The 17,203-nt window shown below is 55.8% G+C and carries 16 protein-coding genes; 9 read left to right on the top strand and 7 right to left on the bottom strand.

Annotated elements, in window-relative coordinates; genetic code table 11:
* Window positions 1-131: 131 nt before the first annotated feature.
* The gene (gene yjbE, locus AAF463_RS18065; protein ID WP_101762681.1) at window positions 132-374 is read right to left on the bottom strand and encodes an exopolysaccharide production protein YjbE; all 243 of its coding nucleotides are present in this window, start codon (window positions 372-374) and stop codon (window positions 132-134) included.
* Window positions 375-886: 512 nt separating this feature from the next.
* On the opposite strand from yjbE, the gene ompR reads away from it, so the two are divergent.
* A complete protein-coding gene (gene ompR / locus AAF463_RS18060; RefSeq protein WP_001157751.1) occupies window positions 887-1,606 on the top strand; it encodes a two-component system response regulator OmpR in 720 nt (239 codons plus the stop codon).
* The gene (envZ, locus tag AAF463_RS18055) at window positions 1,603-2,967 is read left to right on the top strand and encodes a two-component system sensor histidine kinase EnvZ (RefSeq protein ID WP_101762680.1); all 1,365 of its coding nucleotides are present in this window, start codon (window positions 1,603-1,605) and stop codon (window positions 2,965-2,967) included. The genes ompR and envZ overlap by 4 nt, the downstream gene beginning before the upstream one ends.
* 36 nt (window positions 2,968-3,003) lie before the next feature.
* On the opposite strand, the gene pckA is transcribed toward envZ, so the two are convergent.
* The 5 genes from pckA to AAF463_RS18030 all read right to left on the bottom strand — a co-directional run bounded on the left by pckA (window position 3,004) and on the right by AAF463_RS18030 (window position 9,077).
* The gene (gene pckA, locus AAF463_RS18050) at window positions 3,004-4,623 is read right to left on the bottom strand and encodes a phosphoenolpyruvate carboxykinase (ATP) (RefSeq protein WP_101762679.1); all 1,620 of its coding nucleotides are present in this window, start codon (window positions 4,621-4,623) and stop codon (window positions 3,004-3,006) included.
* Window positions 4,624-4,896: 273 nt separating this feature from the next.
* On the bottom strand, window positions 4,897-5,769 hold the full coding sequence (gene hslO / locus AAF463_RS18045; RefSeq protein ID WP_192414824.1) for an Hsp33 family molecular chaperone HslO: 873 nt from the start codon (window positions 5,767-5,769) through the stop codon (window positions 4,897-4,899).
* Between the two features lie 24 nt (window positions 5,770-5,793).
* Entirely contained in the window at window positions 5,794-6,195 is a 402-nt protein-coding gene (hslR, locus tag AAF463_RS18040) for a ribosome-associated heat shock protein Hsp15 (RefSeq protein ID WP_101762677.1), read from the bottom strand.
* An 18-nt stretch (window positions 6,196-6,213) separates the two neighbouring features.
* The gene (gene yrfG / locus AAF463_RS18035; RefSeq protein WP_101762676.1) at window positions 6,214-6,882 is read right to left on the bottom strand and encodes a GMP/IMP nucleotidase; all 669 of its coding nucleotides are present in this window, start codon (window positions 6,880-6,882) and stop codon (window positions 6,214-6,216) included.
* A gap of 53 nt (window positions 6,883-6,935) precedes the next feature.
* A complete protein-coding gene (locus AAF463_RS18030) occupies window positions 6,936-9,077 on the bottom strand; it encodes an intracellular growth attenuator family protein (RefSeq protein ID WP_350261225.1) in 2,142 nt (713 codons plus the stop codon).
* 397 nt (window positions 9,078-9,474) lie between these two features.
* Between AAF463_RS18030 and nudE the strand changes: the two genes are divergently transcribed.
* The gene (gene nudE, locus AAF463_RS18025) at window positions 9,475-10,041 is read left to right on the top strand and encodes an ADP compounds hydrolase NudE (RefSeq protein WP_350261224.1); all 567 of its coding nucleotides are present in this window, start codon (window positions 9,475-9,477) and stop codon (window positions 10,039-10,041) included.
* A gap of 51 nt (window positions 10,042-10,092) precedes the next feature.
* On the opposite strand, the gene mrcA is transcribed toward nudE, so the two are convergent.
* On the bottom strand, window positions 10,093-12,633 hold the full coding sequence (mrcA, locus tag AAF463_RS18020) for a peptidoglycan glycosyltransferase/peptidoglycan DD-transpeptidase MrcA (RefSeq protein WP_350261223.1): 2,541 nt from the start codon (window positions 12,631-12,633) through the stop codon (window positions 10,093-10,095).
* Between the two features lie 149 nt (window positions 12,634-12,782).
* Here mrcA and pilM point away from each other — a divergent pair, with 149 nt between their 5' ends.
* From pilM to aroK, 6 genes are all read left to right on the top strand, one after another.
* The gene (gene pilM / locus AAF463_RS18015) at window positions 12,783-13,592 is read left to right on the top strand and encodes a pilus assembly protein PilM (RefSeq protein WP_277974180.1); all 810 of its coding nucleotides are present in this window, start codon (window positions 12,783-12,785) and stop codon (window positions 13,590-13,592) included.
* Entirely contained in the window at window positions 13,592-14,134 is a 543-nt protein-coding gene (locus AAF463_RS18010; RefSeq protein WP_350261222.1) for a PilN domain-containing protein, read from the top strand. Before pilM ends, AAF463_RS18010 begins: the two co-directional genes overlap by 1 nt.
* Entirely contained in the window at window positions 14,127-14,621 is a 495-nt protein-coding gene (locus tag AAF463_RS18005) for a hypothetical protein (RefSeq protein ID WP_350261221.1), read from the top strand. The genes AAF463_RS18010 and AAF463_RS18005 overlap by 8 nt, the downstream gene beginning before the upstream one ends.
* Window positions 14,611-14,988: a HofP DNA utilization family protein gene (locus tag AAF463_RS18000; protein WP_350261220.1), complete on the top strand. Its 378-nt coding sequence runs from the start codon at window positions 14,611-14,613 to the stop codon at window positions 14,986-14,988. The genes AAF463_RS18005 and AAF463_RS18000 overlap by 11 nt, the downstream gene beginning before the upstream one ends.
* On the top strand, window positions 14,933-16,192 hold the full coding sequence (hofQ, locus tag AAF463_RS17995; RefSeq protein ID WP_101762668.1) for a DNA uptake porin HofQ: 1,260 nt from the start codon (window positions 14,933-14,935) through the stop codon (window positions 16,190-16,192). Before AAF463_RS18000 ends, hofQ begins: the two co-directional genes overlap by 56 nt.
* A gap of 481 nt (window positions 16,193-16,673) precedes the next feature.
* Entirely contained in the window at window positions 16,674-17,195 is a 522-nt protein-coding gene (aroK, locus tag AAF463_RS17990) for a shikimate kinase AroK (RefSeq protein WP_008107887.1), read from the top strand.
* The last annotated feature ends 8 nt before the right edge of the window (window positions 17,196-17,203 follow it).

The raw sequence follows: 17,203 nt of genomic DNA, 5'->3' as shown, positions 1-17,203 counted from the left end.
GTTGGTGTAGTACTCAACACTCTTTCGCAAAACGCACACATCGTCGCGGCGCAATTGATTGCGCGATAAATCGCGCCGCTACGAAATGTGCGGTATTAAATGGTAGAGATTAACGGAACGGCCGTGATGCGTTATTTACCGGCTTGGGTCGCGGTGGTGGTTGAGGTACCGCTGCCACCTTTGTCGCCGCCGCCCATGGTCGCCAGCGCCACGCCGAGCAGCGCGCCTACAGCGCCAACACCGATCGCGTCAGAGTTACCCTTCGCCGTCGTGGATGCCTGCGCGCCAGCCGCTTCGCCCGCGCTGGTGGCCGCCTGAACCTGAGTGAAGCTGGTCAGTACCAGTGCGCCCAGCAGAATTACCGTTTTTTTCATTTTTCTCTCTCCACATGAACTCAATAACAACAGGTACGAATCCAGTGTCGGAGATCGAGAGAAGCGAGGAAAGAGGAGATTACTGATTGATTTGTAGGAATTAATTTAACACTGGCCTTGTTTTTCATCGCTCGGGAATTGTTCCGAAAACAGATGCGCATTCCGCAAGAGAAATGCCCTATTTTATGCTGCCATCACTGCAACTCAGGCCTATTCTTCACCATCACCTTAAGTCAAATCGCCCTGAACGCCTCTCAGGCGGCGGGATTTTTTGTCATGAACCAGTAACAGAAAGAAAATGCGCCAAATTTTCAGATAAGCGCTAAGCGGCTTGAAAGCACAGATAAAAAACGCGAAGCGAAGCGCATTTCAGGGTCAAAAATAAATATAAGCTGCTGTTTAATATGCTTTGTAACAATTTCGGCTAGAATATAAACCATTAATGACTGTCACACTGAGGCCTCTTTTTTTAACAATATTGGCTCAGGCAATGGCGCCTTTGGGAGTTGAACATGCAAGAGAACTACAAAATTCTGGTCGTCGATGATGATATGCGTTTGCGTGCGTTGCTGGAGCGCTATCTCACCGAGCAGGGCTTTCAGGTGCGTAGCGTTGCCAACGCCGAGCAAATGGACCGACTGTTAACCCGCGAATCCTTCCACTTGATGGTGCTTGACTTGATGCTGCCGGGCGAAGATGGTTTGTCTATCTGCCGCCGTTTACGCAGTCAAAGCAACCCGATGCCGATCATCATGGTCACCGCGAAAGGCGAAGAAGTGGATCGTATCGTCGGTCTGGAAATCGGTGCGGATGACTACATTCCAAAACCGTTTAACCCGCGCGAACTGCTGGCGCGTATTCGTGCCGTACTGCGTCGTCAGGCCAATGAGTTGCCGGGCGCGCCTTCGCAGGAAGAAGCGGTTATCGCCTTCGGTAAGTTTAAGCTGAACCTCGGCACCCGCGAGATGTTCCGTGAAGATGAGCCAATGCCGCTGACCAGCGGTGAGTTTGCCGTGCTGAAAGCGCTGGTGAGCCATCCGCGTGAGCCGCTGTCACGCGATAAGCTGATGAACCTGGCGCGTGGCCGTGAATACAGCGCTATGGAACGCTCCATCGACGTGCAGATCTCGCGTCTGCGCCGCATGGTGGAAGAAGATCCGGCGCATCCACGTTACATTCAGACCGTTTGGGGTCTTGGCTACGTATTCGTTCCGGACGGCAGCAAAGCATGAGGCGATTGCGCTTCTCACCCCGCAGTTCGTTTGCCCGCACCTTGTTATTGATTGTTACCTTGCTGTTCGTCAGCCTGGTAACAACCTATTTGGTGGTGCTCAATTTCGCCATTCTTCCCAGCTTGCAGCAGTTCAATAAGGTCCTCGCGTACGAAGTGCGTATGTTGATGACCGATCGGCTGCAGCTGGAAGACGGAACGCAGTTGGAAGTGCCACCGGCCTTCCGACGCGAAATTTATCGTGAGCTGGGCATCTCGTTGTATACCAACGCGGCGGCGGAAGAGAGCGGTTTGCGCTGGGCGCAACATTACGAATTCCTCAGTGAGCAGATGGGCCAGCAGCTGGGCGGTCCTACCGATGTCCGTGTCGAGGTGAATAAAAACTCGCCGGTGGTGTGGCTGAAAACCTGGCTGTCGCCGGATATCTGGGTGCGCGTGCCGCTCACCGAAATCCATCAGGGCGACTTCTCACCGCTGTTCCGCTACACGCTGGCGATTATGCTGCTGGCGATTGGCGGCGCCTGGCTGTTTATCCGCATCCAGAACCGACCCCTGGTGGATCTGGAGCATGCGGCGTTGCAGGTCGGTAAAGGCATCATTCCACCGCCGCTGCGTGAATACGGCGCGTCGGAAGTGCGTTCGGTGACGCGGGCGTTTAACCAAATGGCGGCCGGTGTGAAGCAGTTGGCCGACGATCGTACCTTGTTAATGGCGGGTGTCAGCCACGATTTGCGTACGCCGCTGACGCGCATTCGTCTCGCTACTGAGATGATGGGCGAGCAGGATGGTTATCTGGCGGAGTCGATCAACAAAGATATCGAAGAGTGCAACGCGATTATCGAGCAGTTCATCGACTATCTGCGTACCGGTCAGGAGATGCAGACCGAGCGTGCCGACCTCAACAGCGTGCTGGGCGAAGTGGTGGCGGCAGAGAGCGGCTACGAGCGCGAGATTGAGAACGCGGTGATGTCCGAGGATTTGATGCTGGATATCAACCCGCTGTCCATCAAGCGCGCGCTGGCGAATCTGGTGGTCAACGCGGCGCGTTATGGCAATGGATGGATTAAGGTCAGCAGCGGCAAGGAGCTGAACCGCGCGTGGTTCCAGGTGGAAGATGATGGTCCGGGTATCAAGCCGGATCAGCTACAGCATCTGTTCCAGCCGTTTGTGCGCGGCGACAGCGCGCGCAGTACCAGCGGCACCGGTCTCGGTTTGGCGATTGTGCAGCGTATTATCGATGCGCATGAAGGCTCGCTGGAGATTGGTGACAGCGACCGGGGCGGATTGCGGATTCGTGCCTGGTTGCCGATTCCGGAAGGCAGCAGCGCTACGGCGGTGGCGAGTATCAATCACAGTGCGTGATACCCGGCGGGCATTCATGCCCACCGGGTTTTCACATCACAACTGCGGACCCGCCTGCACTAGCGCTTTACCCGCATCGTTATCGGTATATTTCTCAAAGTTAGTAATAAAGCGCTGCGCCAGATCCTGCGCGGCTTGCTGCCAGGCCGCTTCTGTCGGCCAGCTGCGGCGCGGATCGAGAATCGCGCTATCCACCTGTGGCAGAACTTTAGGCATCTGCAGGTTGAACACCGGCAAGGTGTCAGTCTCAACCTCATCCAGCTCACCGGCCAGAATCGCGTTGATGATGGCGCGCGTGTCTTTCAACGAAATGCGCTTGCCGCTGCCGTTCCAGCCGGTATTCACCAGATACGCCTGCGCACCTGCCGCTTCCATGCGCTTCACCAGCACGTCGGAATATTGCGTTGGGTGCAGCGTCAGGAACGCCGCGCCAAAGCAGGCAGAGAAGGTGGGCGTTGGCTGCGTGACGCCGCGCTCGGTGCCGGCCAGTTTGGCGGTAAAGCCAGACAGGAAATGGTATTGCGTCTGTTCCGGTGTCAAGCGTGAAACCGGCGGCAGCACGCCAAAGGCATCGGCGGTAAGGAAAATCACCCGCTTCGCATGGCCCGCTTTCGACACCGGCTGCACGATGTTCTCGATATGCTCGATCGGATAAGAGACGCGGGTGTTCTCGGTCTTGCTGCCGTCGGCGTAATCCACGCTGCCATCGGCGCGCACCACCACATTTTCCAGCAGCGCATTGCGGCGAATCGCACGGTAGATCTCCGGCTCCGCCTGCTCAGACAGATTGATGGTTTTGGCGTAGCAGCCGCCTTCAAAATTGAACACGCCGTCGTCATCCCAGCCGTGTTCGTCATCGCCAATCAGCTGGCGATCCGGATCGGTGGACAATGTGGTTTTACCGGTGCCGGACAGGCCGAAGAACACCGCCACATCGCCCGCTTTGCCGACATTAGCCGAACAGTGCATTGAAGCGATGCCTTTCAGCGGCAGCAGGTAGTTCATGATGGCGAACAGCCCTTTCTTCATCTCGCCGCCGTACCAGGTGCCGCCAATCAGCTGCATGCGCTCGGTCAGGTTGAAGGCGACGAAGTTCTCGGAGTGCAGACCTTGCGCCTGCCAGTCTGGATTGGTGCACTGCGCGGCATTCATCACCACGAAATCCGGTTTAAAGTCAGCCAGTTCGGCTTCGCTCGGACGGATAAACATGTTTTTGACGAAGTGCGCCTGCCAGGCCACTTCCATCACGAAGCGCACGCTGAGGCGCGTGTCAGGATTGGCACCGCAGAACGCATCAATCACAAACAGGCGTTTGCCGGAAAGCTGCTGGGTGCAGCGATCTTTCAACGCCTGCCAGGTTTCTTGTGACAGCGGCTGGTTATCATTTTTACCGTTGCCGACATCGTTCCACCACAGCGTGTCGCGCGTGGTGTCATCCCGAACGATGTACTTATCTTTTGGCGAGCGACCCGTGAAGATGCCGGTATCCACGGCAATAGCACCGCTCTGCGTCAGAATGCCTCGCGCATAACCTTCCAGCTCTGGGCGAGTTTCTTCCTGAAACAGGGTGTCGAAATCAGGGTTGTACACCACTTCGGTGGTGCCGCTGATGCCCATAGAGGCGAGGTCTTGCGATGTCAGGCCGTTAACGCGCATGTGACTGCTCCTTTAATCGGTATCTGTTACTGCATATTTTTTATGGGTGATTCTGCCGCCTGCCTGCATAGCCACGCAGGGCAGATCGCGCGCAGTGTACTCTTCTGAGCACAGCGGAAAAGAGAAGATAGTCAGAAATGCGAGCTGGAACGTGACAAGTAGAGAAATCTGCCACTTATGAAACTAAAGTCAGCGTTATTTAGCTAATAACCGTGATAAATGATAGGGATACGTTCAGCAGGAATGCGGGCGGATGAACCGCCCGGCAGGTAATTAATGCACGTGATCGCTGTTGTTGGTTGGCGCGTTACGAATGGCGGCAATATCCACTGCATCGAACACGTAATGCGATCCGCAATAGTCGCAATTCATATCGATTTCGCCATCCTCTGCGAGGATTTCGTCCACTTCCTCAACCGGCAGCGTGCTCAGCACTTCACCGCAGCGCTCGCGTGAACAGGTGCACTTGAAGCTGACTGGCGACGGATCGAACACGGTGGCTTCTTCCTGATGATACAGGCGCCACAGCACGTCGGTGGCGGGCAGCTCAATCAGCTCTTCGCTCTTCACGGTTTCGGTCAGCGTGGCGAGGTGATTGAAATCATCCAGGCTCGGCTCTTGCGCTGGCAGCACCTGCAGCAGAATGCCGGCTGCGCCTTTGTCGCTGGTGCGGATAAACAGGCGCGTTGGCAACTGCTCAGAACGCATGAAGTAATCTTCCAGACAACCCGCCAGCGTATCTGCTTCCAGGCCAACCACGCCCTGATAGCGCTCGCCTTTCTCTGGCGAAATGGTGATCACCAGATAGCCGTTGCCGACCATCTCTTTCAGGCTGCTGCCGGGTGCGATCTCCGCGTCTTCTTGCACGCGCGCCACGCCACGCAACTCCTGACGGTTGTTACCGTTGATCACCGCCAGCGTCAGCGGACCGTCGCCCTGTAACTGCACCGTGATATCACCGTCAAACTTCAGCGTTGCCGTTAGCAGGCTGGTGGCTACCAGCAGCTCGCCCAGCAAGGTTTTTACCGGCTCAACGTAGTGGTGATTTTCGACGATTTCACGCCAGGTTTCGCTCACATTGACCAGCTCGCCGCGCACGGCGACGTTTTCGAACAGGTAACGGTGCAGTTGATCGTTTGCAGACATAGTGTTTCTCTCGTTGGGGGCGCGTTATTTATCACCCGACAATTTAAATTTCATCAGATCGCGGCGCTCTTTCTTATCCGGGCGGCGATCGGGGTGCGGCATGGTCAAGGCATTCATCTTGCGTGCCAGCGCGGTTTTCTCGCGCTTATCGATGCTGGCGGCGGTTTCGGCATACAGCGCCTGGGCTTCGCTGGCCGGACGACGCTGATCGGTCACGGCGGTGATCACCACGGTGCGCTCATCGTTGCCCTGACGCAGCGTCAATTCAGCATTTAGCTCCACCAGTTTGCTCGGCTTGCTGCGCTGACCGTTGTAATGCACTTTGCCGCCTTCGACCATTTCGCGTGCCAGCGCACGCGTTTTGTAGAAGCGCGCGGCCCACAGCCATTTGTCGAGGCGCACGCCTTCGCTCACTTTCTCTTTCATGGTATTGCGGCTCCTGCTTTAACGCAGCGTCTCACACAATTGGCGATAATCGCGTACCGCCGGATGACGCTGGAAAGATTGATCGGGCCGACCGGAATCCGGATTGCTGACGCCTAAGCACCAGCGGATGCCCCAGCGTGTTGCTGCATCCAGAATCGCTTCGCTGTCATCAATGAATAGCGTGCGCGCGCTGTCAAACGCAGTGTGTTGCTGAACGGCTTGCCAGAGACGCGGATCCTCTTTCGGATATCCAAAGGTATGGGTGGAAAGTAATAAATCAAGGTGGGCAGCTAATCCGGTCTGCTCCAGTTTCACATCCAGATTGTAAGGATGCGCATTGGTCAACAGAATCGTGCGCTTACCTGCGGCACGCAGCGCCTGCAATAGCGGCAGCGTATCTTCACGCATTGCCGCGCGGTGGCGCTTCTCCCACGTCATGGCGCGAATATCCAGCGCCAGTTCCTGCGACCAGTAATCGAGACAATACCAGTTTAGCGTATGCACCACGGCCTGGTATTTCTGCTCAATCAGCTGATGCGCTTCGCCCAGCGTGATGGCGCGTTCGCGGCTCAGGGTTTCCGGAACGTGTTCCAGCCAGAAGTGGCGATCAAAGGCGAGATCGAGCAAGGTGCCGTCCATATCCAGCAGCACGGTATCAATCTCTGACCAGTTAAGCGTAACCTGCATTGTCTTTCTCGCCGCAAAAAAGTGGGCGACAGGGTAGCACAGAAGGAGAGGGCTCAGAACAGCGAGCGCACGCTCTGCATAGTGTTCAGATTGTGGTTGAAGCACTTATCGTAATACTGCTGAATTTCCGCCATGCGCAGGCGATTGCGATGAATACGACGCAGCGCCAGCAAGCCGTTGATCACCGCGCTGGCAATCAGCACCAGCATCAACAGCGTAGTACCCAAATAGCGCCATTGCGCCATGGCATCCGGCTCGTTATGCAGCGCGATATGGCGTGTGCCGTTGGCATCGGTGGTAATACTGGTGATGATGCCGCTGGCGGCGAATGGCGTATGCAGCAGCATGCCGGACATGCGTTGCAGTTCGCGCCATTGCGAAGGTGCATCAAGATCGAACAGCGGTACCGACGGCTGCGGCTGCATCACCATCTGACGACCTTCATCACTGACAATCAGGAAGCCACCCGGCGGTGGACTATTAAGGTTTTCAGCCGCACGACGCGTTTCACGCGCGAAGAAGCTGGAGGTGGCGGTGTTCACCAGATTTTCCAGCGCTTCGGCACTCACCGGACGCAGCAGCACGTTCATGCCATTCAGCTTGCCAGAATCCGCACGGTGAATCAGTGAATCCCAATCTTTGGCGTTGCCGAGATTCACCAGCGCATTTTTCAGGCGTACGCAATCCTGCTGCTGGCTGCACAGATCCTGGGTTTTCAGCACCAGATCCGAGAAGTCATCCAGCAGAATCATGCCCGATTTCTGAATCGCCGAGGCGAGCTGCGGATTGAGTTTGGGATCGGTATTGGTTTCCGGATGCAGCTGGCGCGTGGTGGTATCGAGCAGCGCCGAGGCTTTATCGATGATCTCCGATTGCGGCTGTGGCAGCGGCGCGGCGTTATTCCAGTAAATCGCCGAGCAGTCGAACGGCATGTAGGCGTAGCTGCGATTGCTTTGATAATTGCCCGGTACCGAACACATGCCGGTGCCACCCACTTTCAAAATGTCGCCGATGTGTAGCGGCAGCGCATTCAGCTTATCCACGCTATTCACTTCAATGCTCTCGGTGCCTTTCACCCACGCAAGGCTGAGTTTGATCGGCATGCTGAGAGGAATCCAGGTGAATAGCATGACCAGCACCAGCAGCGAGCCGCACGCCAGTACCAGATTTTTACGCCAGCGCTGCACCGGGAAGTTACGCACTTCATCCTGCAGCGACAGGAAGCGACCCTGACGCACTACCTGACGATTGAGGTACATATCGACGTCGGTGGTTTGGCCTAAATCGTGCGCTACATACGGCTGCCAGTGCGCGGGATAGATTAAATCAATAATGCCCAGCGAGATGTTGCTCTGCTCCTGATTGGATTCACCAAACAGGCCCCAGCGCTTGGGCGCACCGCGCAGGCAATGCACATCGCGCAAACCTTTGGCGCCAGGGAAGCGATAGAGGAACCACAGGCTAACGGCGATCATCAGGCAGCCGAGCAGCGCAATCCAGCCCATCAGGCTGCCGGGCAGCACCAGACTCAGGAAGAACAGCAGGAAAGCGAAACAGATGGCGACCGCTTCACGCGTGCCGTCGGCGCGAGACAGCTGATACTCTTCTGAGGTCTCTTTGCGTACCTGCAGCAGCTCAACATTCTCGCTCTCTTCTTTACGAATTGACGCGTTAGTGGAAATCGGCCGCACCAGTGGCGGCAGCGCCGGTTGTTCCACCGCGTAATTCACCAGCGAATGTCCGTTAAGCGAAATCACCAGCGGCAGCGTTTGCGTGCGGATCAGCTCTACGTGGTTCTCTTCGGCTATGTACTGTTCCCAAAGCGGCGGAAGATGAACTTCGACTTCATCGAGATAGTAGCGCCACTTCTGCGGATCGTCGGTGGAGAGGCCATAGCGGGTGATGGAGCGGGTGACAGGATAAACATTGTTGCTTTGCGCGGTGAGCGTCAGCGCTTGAGGTTCGCGCGGCTTCTTTGCGGATCGCGCGCTGCTGTGTTGCTGCTGTTTAACCAGTAGCGCGATGTACTTTTCAACGGCAGCGCGTTCTTCGTCGGTGAGCTTGCGATTAGGCGGACTGATAAACGGCAGTGGTTTCGCCAACGGCGGACGATGCCGCATAGCGAACCAATAGCCGATACCTGCTAATAAGGAACAGGCGAGCATGACAGCCAGAATGACAATATAAGTGCTCATGCTTTGCTCAATCCAGCCAAAAAACTGCCTTCACGTTAACGAATTACTCCCGGTGAATCCATCAATACAAGTCAATTTTGGCGAGCAGATGTCATTCTGACAAGGGAAAAGTCAGATAAAATAACGCGCAAAATCATTTAATTATAGTTTGTTAGATCATTCCTTAACGGGATGTTAACCAGACATGACTCAACTAAATATCGGTATTTTCTGAATTTAACCCAACACCGTTGACTTATTGTGAATTTTTAACTGCATAGATAACAAGAAGTTGTTAGCAGCCATAAGTGAATGTGTGTCACCATAGTTTACTTACGCTGCGTGTCGCACAATAGTTCTGGCTTCGGTATGCTGGCGTCATCACGTTTCACAGGGTTGTGCTAAGTTTGAGGCTGATATGAAAACCCCAATGAAAAAACCTGACATCCTCAATGTGGCAGCGGTGGCCCGCTCCCGCCTGTTCACCATCGAAGCGGTCGATCTCGCTTTCAGCAATGGCGCGCGCCGCGTTTATGAGCGGATGAAACCTTCCGACCATGAAGCGGTGATGATTGTGCCGATTATTGGCGATGACGTGATCCTGATTCAGGAGTACGCTGTCGGTCTGGAAAGCTATGAACTGGGCTTTCCTAAAGGGCTAATCGATCCTGGCGAAAGCGCCTTTGAAGCCGCCGATCGTGAACTGAAAGAAGAAGCGGGATTTGGTGCCACCAAACTGGAAGCGCTGGGCAAGCTGACCATGGCGCCCTCATATTTCTCCAGCAAGATGAACATCGTGGTGGCGGAAGGTTTGTACGAAGAGAAGCTGGAAGGTGATGAGCCGGAGCCGCTAATTGTCCATCGCTGGCCGCTAAATAATCTGCTGGCGCTGCTGGATGAACCCGACTTCCGCGAAGCGCGTAACGTCAGCGCGCTGTTTATGGTGCGTGAGTGGCTGGTGAAGCAGGGCCGTTTAAGCTACTAAATTGCATCATCATTAAAAAAAGAAAGCCGGCACATTTGCCGGCTTTTTTGATCAGAACAGTTCGTGGCTTTCGCCGTTGTCCATGAGGGTGGTGCCGACATCATGCACCGAATACTCGGTTGGCTGGGTGCCGTTGATGAAGTACTCCTGACGCGAGTTACCGCCGTTAGCCAACTTGCCGGTGCCGCGATCGATGTTAACGGTGACCACGCCATCTGGCGGTGTCAGCGGCTGTACCGGCACGCCTTCCAGCGCGGATTTCATATAGTCATCCCATGCTGGCTGTGCACTCTTCGCGCCGCCTTCGTAACCGGAGATTTGATCCGGTATCGCACCTGACATGGTGGAGCGACCCAACGCGCGTGAATCATCGAAACCAATCCACACCGACGTCACCACGCCCGGACCATAACCAGAGAACCACGCATCTTTCGAGCTGTTGGTGGTACCGGTTTTGCCGCCGATATCGTTACGCTTCAGGTCACGACCGGCACGCCAGCCCGTTCCCATCCAGCCCGGCTCGCCGAAGATGTTGGTGTTCAGCGCGCTCTTGATCAGGAATGACAGCGGCGTGTTGATCACGTGCGGAGCATACTGCTGCTCGCCACCCGGCTGTGCAGGCACTTGCTCCAGCTCCGGTTGCGGCACGGTTTGGTTCTGCGATTGATCGGAGGTCGCGACATTCTCGACGCTCTCTTCATTCAACGCGACCGACTTTTTGGTGTCGCCATAGATCACCGGCAGGTTGCACTGCGGACAGGCAATCTTCGGTTTCTCTTCGAAGATCACGCCGCCTTGTTCATTCTCAATCTTCGCGATGAAGTACGGATCAACCAGGAAGCCGCCGTTCGCCATCACCGCGTAGCCGCGTACCACCTGCATTGGGGTAAAGGACGCCGCGCCTAAGGCTAACGATTCGGTATGCACGATGTTCTGCGCCGGGAAGCCGAAACGCTGCAGATATTCCGCCGCGTAATCAACGCCCATCGCACGCATCGCACGTACCATCACCACGTTTTTCGACTCGCCTAACCCCTGACGCAAACGGATTGGACCTGCATACGTTGGCGGTGAGTTCTTCGGACGCCAGTCAGCACCCGCACCGGCATCCCAGCGCGAAATCGGCACGTCGTTGAGAATCGATGCCAGCGTTAAACCGCGATCCATCGCTGCGGTATACAGGAAGGGTTTGATGTTGGAACCCACCTGACGCAGCGCCTGGGTTGCGCGGTTGAACATGCTCTGATTGAAGTCGAAACCGCCGACCAGCGCGCGAACCGCACCATCTTCTGGATTGAGTGACACCAGCGCCGAGTTCACCGCCGGAACCTGGCCGAGCCACCAGTCGTCATTCACTTTACGCACCCAAATCTGCTGGCCGGTTTGCAGCACCTGCGTCACGCTGCGCGGCGTTGGGCCTTGCAGCGTGTCAGATTTGTAAGCGCGTGCCCAGCGTACGCCGGCCATATTCAGCGTAACGCTGCTGCCATCTTTCAGCATCGCCGTGGCGTGATCGGCGCTGGCGCTGGTGATCACCGCAGCATTCAGCGGTCCGTAAGTTGGCAGATTTTTCAGCGCATTCTGGATGCGGATTTGATCCCAGCTCGCTTCGCCCACTTTCCACAGCACATTGGTTGGACCGCGATAGCCGTGGCGCATGTCATACGCCATCACATTATTACGCACCGCCTGCTGCGCGGCTTCCTGCAGATGGCGGGTGACAGTGGTGTAAACCTTGTAACCATCTTCATAGGCTTTATCGCCATAACGCTTCACCATCTCCTGACGCACCATTTCACTTAAGTAAGGTGCAGAGAAGGCGATTTCCGGGCCGTGATAGCTGGCCGTCAGCGGCGAGTTACGCGCTTCGTTATATTGCTGCTGCGTGATGTAGTTTTGATCCAGCATACGCGCCAGCACCACATTACGACGCGCCAGCGCACGCGTATGAGAATAGAGCGGGTTGAACGTCGAAGGTGCTTTTGGCAACCCAGCAATCATCGCCATTTCACTCAGCGACAGTTGATCAATAGGTTTACCAAAGTAGACCTGCGCCGCCGCGCCCACGCCGTACGCGCGATAGCCGAGATAAATCTTGTTGAGATAGAGCTCAAGGATTTCATCTTTGCTCAGCAGCTGTTCGATACGGATCGCGAGGAACGCTTCCTTAATCTTACGCATCAAGGTGCGTTCCGGGCTGAGGAAGAAGTTACGCGCCAGCTGTTGAGTAATGGTACTGGCGCCCTGCGAGGCGTGGCCGGACATCAGCGCAATGCTGGCTGCACGGAAAATCCCCACCGGATCGACACCGTGATGCTCGTAGAAACGGCTATCTTCGGTGGCAATAAACGCTTTGATTAACTCAGGCGGCATCTGTTGTAGGGTCAGCGGGACACGGCGCTTCTCGCCGTACTGGGCGATTAGATCGCCATCCGCGCTGTAAACCTGCATAGGAGTTTGCAGGCGCACATCTTTCAATGTGTTCACATCAGGCAGCTGCGGCTCTATGTATTTGTACAAACCATAAACCGTGCCGGCTCCCAGCAAAATGCAACACACTGCAAGGATCAATAAATACTTTACGAACTTCACCTGAGAATTCCCATCTGTTGTCGTTTGAGCAGTTTATAAGCAACCGCGCGGTAGTATAAAGACAAGCCTGACGCATTCATATACCTGTCAGGCTTGAAGTTGCCGGGGTATCAGCACTCTGACCTTTTAATGATAAGGAGATCGCGCGTATGGCTTTTCAGCGCTGGCAAATTGGACTGGATATCCAAAACGGACAACTGTGTGCCCTTGGCATCGAACGCCGACGTCATGGTTGGCAGTTGCGACACTGGTGGCAACAAACGCTGCCGCAAGATACGTTAAGAAACGGCGTGCTGCAAACCACGCCTGCGTTACTGGATATGTTAGGGCGCTGGCAGCGCCATCTGCCGAAGCGCTATTCACTGCGCGTTGGCCTGCCGCCGCAGTTGGTATTGCAACGCACTTTGCCGCTGCCGGAAACCTCGCTGCGTGAACCCGCGCTGGGGCGCTATGTGGCGGCTTCTGCGCAGCGTCTGTTTCCCGTCGAACCCGCTTCGCTGTCGCTGGATTATCGCTCACCGGGCAAGGATGCACCGCTTTACGTTACCGCGGCACGGCGCGAGGTGATTACGCAATGGCTGACGCCGCTCAAGCAGGCAGGTCTGCGACCGGACGTATTCGAACTGAGTAGCCTGGCGCTGACGCAGATCGCCATGCGTCTGCCGTTACGCCACAACCACTTATTGATTCATCCGCTTAGCGATCATTGGCTATGGACGCTGGTGGGGGAAAGCACTACATCAGGCGCGGCCACCGAACCTCTCACCCTTACGCAGCTGCGCGAAACCTTTCCGCAGATGGAAAGCGTATTCTGCACCTCAACTCAGGTTTTGCCTGAGGAGCAGGTTAAACGCTGCAAGCCGTTTTCGCTGCTGCACTATCTGCAACCGCCGTTGCCTGCACAGGAAGGTATTTTTGCCATCGCGCTTGGGCTGGCGCTGCGCCCGGAGGATGTCTGATGCTGGCGGTCAACCTGCTTCCCTGGCGCATCCAGCAATCGCAGCGGCGGCGCCAGCAGAGTGTCTCGCTGCTGTCGCTCACGCTGGCCTGCACCTTGCTGATCCTCTCATTACTGTGGTGGCGCGGCGTCATTGCACGGCAGCAACAAACGGATGCGCTTATGGATATCACCTCTCTCCTCAGCGCGCTGCAGCTACAGCTGGAACAGCAGCAATCGCTGTTGAAGCTGCGTGAATCACTTCTTCAGGCGCAGCTGGCACAGCTGCAACGGCAAGATCAGCATCAGCGCTGGCAGCATTTTTGGCAGCAACTGCCGGAGTTAATGCCTGACACCTTGTGGCTCAATCGCCTTGAACGTCGGCAAGGGCAACTGGTGCTGGAAGGGCGGGCGCAGAGCATGGCGGCGGTCAGTGATTTTCGTCATCAGCTCATGACTCAGCCGCTGTTCAGCAGCGTAAATCAGGGCGCTGTGAAGCGCGAAGCGGGCGGCGACTATCGTTTTGCTTTGCATGCGCGCGTGCAGGAGGTAGCAGATGAATGAACTTCTGCAGCGCTGGCTGATGCTCACGCTGCCGCTGCGCATGCTGGGACTTTTGACGTTATCGCTGGGGCTGTTTGCGCTGACGTGGATCGTACTGCTTCGGCCGCAGCAGCAGATGCGTGAAGCGCAAGCGCGGCAGCTGGAACAGATGCGTCAACAGCAGCAACAGCGGTTGCAACAGCTGGCTTCACTTCCGGCGATTGATGTGTTGCAGAGCGAGATTAGCCTGCTGCAGCAACCCACGAAGGATAACGGCACTCAGCAAACGCTGGAGCGAATCGTGGCAGCGCGCGGCAATCAGCTGGAAGCCTGGCATCCGGATAGCCAGCCGCAGCAGCTGCAGTTAAGGCTTGCCTGGCCGCAATTTCTGCCGCTGTTTAGTGAACTAGCCAGCACCCGATTACCGGTGCCACAACGCTTTCAGCTGCAAGCCGAGCAAGGCGTATTGAACACGCAACTGTGGCTGGAGAGTGACGATGCGGAGTAGCGCCTTGCTGTTGTTACTCTGCAGCTCGCTGGCGCTGGCGCGCGATCCTTTCCAGCCGCTGGCAGCAACGCTGTGTCAGACGCAGATTGCTGCGCCAGAAGGCTGGCGCTTGCAGGGCATTATTGGCACGGCGCCGCACTACGTGGCGTGGCTGGTGTCACCTCAAGGCAAAAGCCATCGGGTGGATAATCAAGCGCCTTTTCCCCAGCCGCCCTGGCAAGTCGTGCAGCTTACGTCGCGCATGCTGGTGTTGAGCGCAGTACAAAGCTGCACGCCACAGCAAATCACATGGGTAATAAAAGGAGGTTTTTATGAAATGGATGACGTTACTGATGCTGCTGTGTCTGAGCATGCCGCTGCGCGCTAACGACGACCGATTAAGTCTGACGTTTGATGATGCGCCGGTTGAACGCATTTTGCAGGCGCTGGCAGATTATCAGCAGACCAACCTGTTGATTGCGCCGGGCGTTGAAGGTCGGCTGTCGCTGCGCTTAGACAATGTCGGCTGGGATCGCGCGCTCGCGCTGGTGACGCAGCTGGCAAAACTCACCGTGGTGCAGGAAGAGGGCGTTTTGCTGGTCTATCCGGAAAGCTGGCAGCAGCAGCAGGCGCAACAGGAAAAGGTGGAGCGTGAGGAGGAGAAGCAGCAAACGCCGCTGGAACAACAAACCGTGACGCTTCATTACGCCAGCGCCAGCGATATTTACCGCAGCCTGCAAGCCGAACGCTCGTTGATGACGCCGCGCGGTAGCGTCACGGTCGATAGCCGCACCAACAGTTTGCTGCTGCGCGATACGGCTGAGGCATTGCGTGACACCGAGCGCTGGTTAAAAGCGCTGGATTTGCCGCTCGAGCAGGTTGAGCTCGCGGCACACATCGTCACCATCAATGAAGAGCATCTGCGCGAGTTAGGTGTTAACTGGGGCACGTCACCGGCAGAAGTGGTAACGCAGGCGTTGCGCAACCCGCTGCTCGAGATTCCTCTTGCGGTGAGTAATCCGGCGTTTCGCGCAGGCGTGACGCTGGGCCAGGTCAGCGGCGAATTGCTCAATCTGGAACTGAGTGCGCTGGAGCAGGAGAACCAAATCGAAATCATCGCCAGTCCGCGCTTGTTTACCTCACATCAGCAAACCGCCAGCATCAAACAGGGCACGGAAATTCCTTATGAGGTGAAATCGGGCAACAGCGGTGCCACCGCCATTGAATTTAAGGAAGCGGTTTTAGGCATGGAAGTGACGCCGGTGGTGCTGGGAAATGGCCGCATTCAGCTCAAACTGCGGCTGAGCCAGAACTTGCCAGGGCGCAGTGTAAACATTGGCGACAACCAGGTGCTGAGTATTGATAAGCAGGAGATTGAGACTCAGGTGACGCTGCGCGATGGCGAAACCTTAGCGCTGGGCGGCATTTTCCAGCAGCAGCGCACGCAGAGCGAAAAACGCGTGCCCTGGCTGGGCGATATGCCTTTATTAGGGAATTTGTTCCGTCAGCAAACTGATGAGCAGAAGAAAAAGGAACTGGTGATCTTTATTACTCCCAGACTGGTCAGGGAAGCAGCGCTTACTGCCGGATAAAGCGGAAAATTCGTTCTGGGAGGCCAACTGCGTTGACGCAGGGCTGGAATTAGCTTACAAGGTTTAGCGATTTTCAAAACGGTGTAACGGAACGCGGCAGAATAACCTTCCGAATGACGTTGGTCACAAGCGATACTGACGTCAAAAGAAATATCGCCAAAATAATTCGAGCTCCAGTAAGACGTTAAATGAGTGAATGCACTGTGCTTACATCGGTAAGCGATGACAGTGGATGACCCCGGCCAGCGTGCCTGTAGCACGAAATATAGCGGATCAGCGGAGGTGCGTTACCGTCTCGCGAACCACAGACCGGTCCTGTTAAGAGGTCGCCGGGGGCAATTTATTCGGTTGCCAAACGGCCATGAGTGTTGAGATAATTTTCCGTCTGACTCTTGTTAACGCTCATGAGGTCTCAGTTCCTGTCCCGCCAGCTATGCTGAACGCGGGGTATCATCAACGAATTCTTAGTAATACCGATAAAATGGCAGAGAAACGCAATATCTTTCTGGTTGGGCCGATGGGTGCCGGCAAAAGCACTATTGGTCGTCAGTTGGCTCAGCAACTCAATATGGAATTTTTCGATTCCGATCAGGAAATTGAGCGACGCACCGGAGCGGATGTAGGCTGGGTATTTGATGTGGAAGGCGAAGAAGGCTTCCGCGATCGTGAAGAAAAGATCATTAATGAGCTGACCGAGAAGCAAGGCATTGTCCTCGCGACCGGTGGCGGCTCAGTCAAATCCCGCGAGACCCGTAATCGTCTCTCCGCCCGCGGTGTGGTCGTATACCTTGAAACCACCATCGAAAAGCAACTTGCACGAACCCAGCGTGATAAAAAGCGTCCGCTGTTGCAGGTTGAATCACCGCCGCGCGAAGTACTGGAAGCGCTAGCTGGTGAACGTAATCCGCTTTATGAAGAGATCGCTGATGTCACTATTCGCACTGACGATCAGAGTGCAAAAGTGGTGGCCAATCAGATCATCAACATGCTGGAAAAGAACTAATCCAGCGC

It is taken from the genome of Pantoea sp. BJ2 (assembly GCF_040255075.1).
In the GTDB taxonomy this organism is placed as follows: domain Bacteria; phylum Pseudomonadota; class Gammaproteobacteria; order Enterobacterales; family Enterobacteriaceae; genus Pantoea; species Pantoea leporis.
This window is presented reverse-complemented; position numbering and strand designations above follow the sequence as displayed.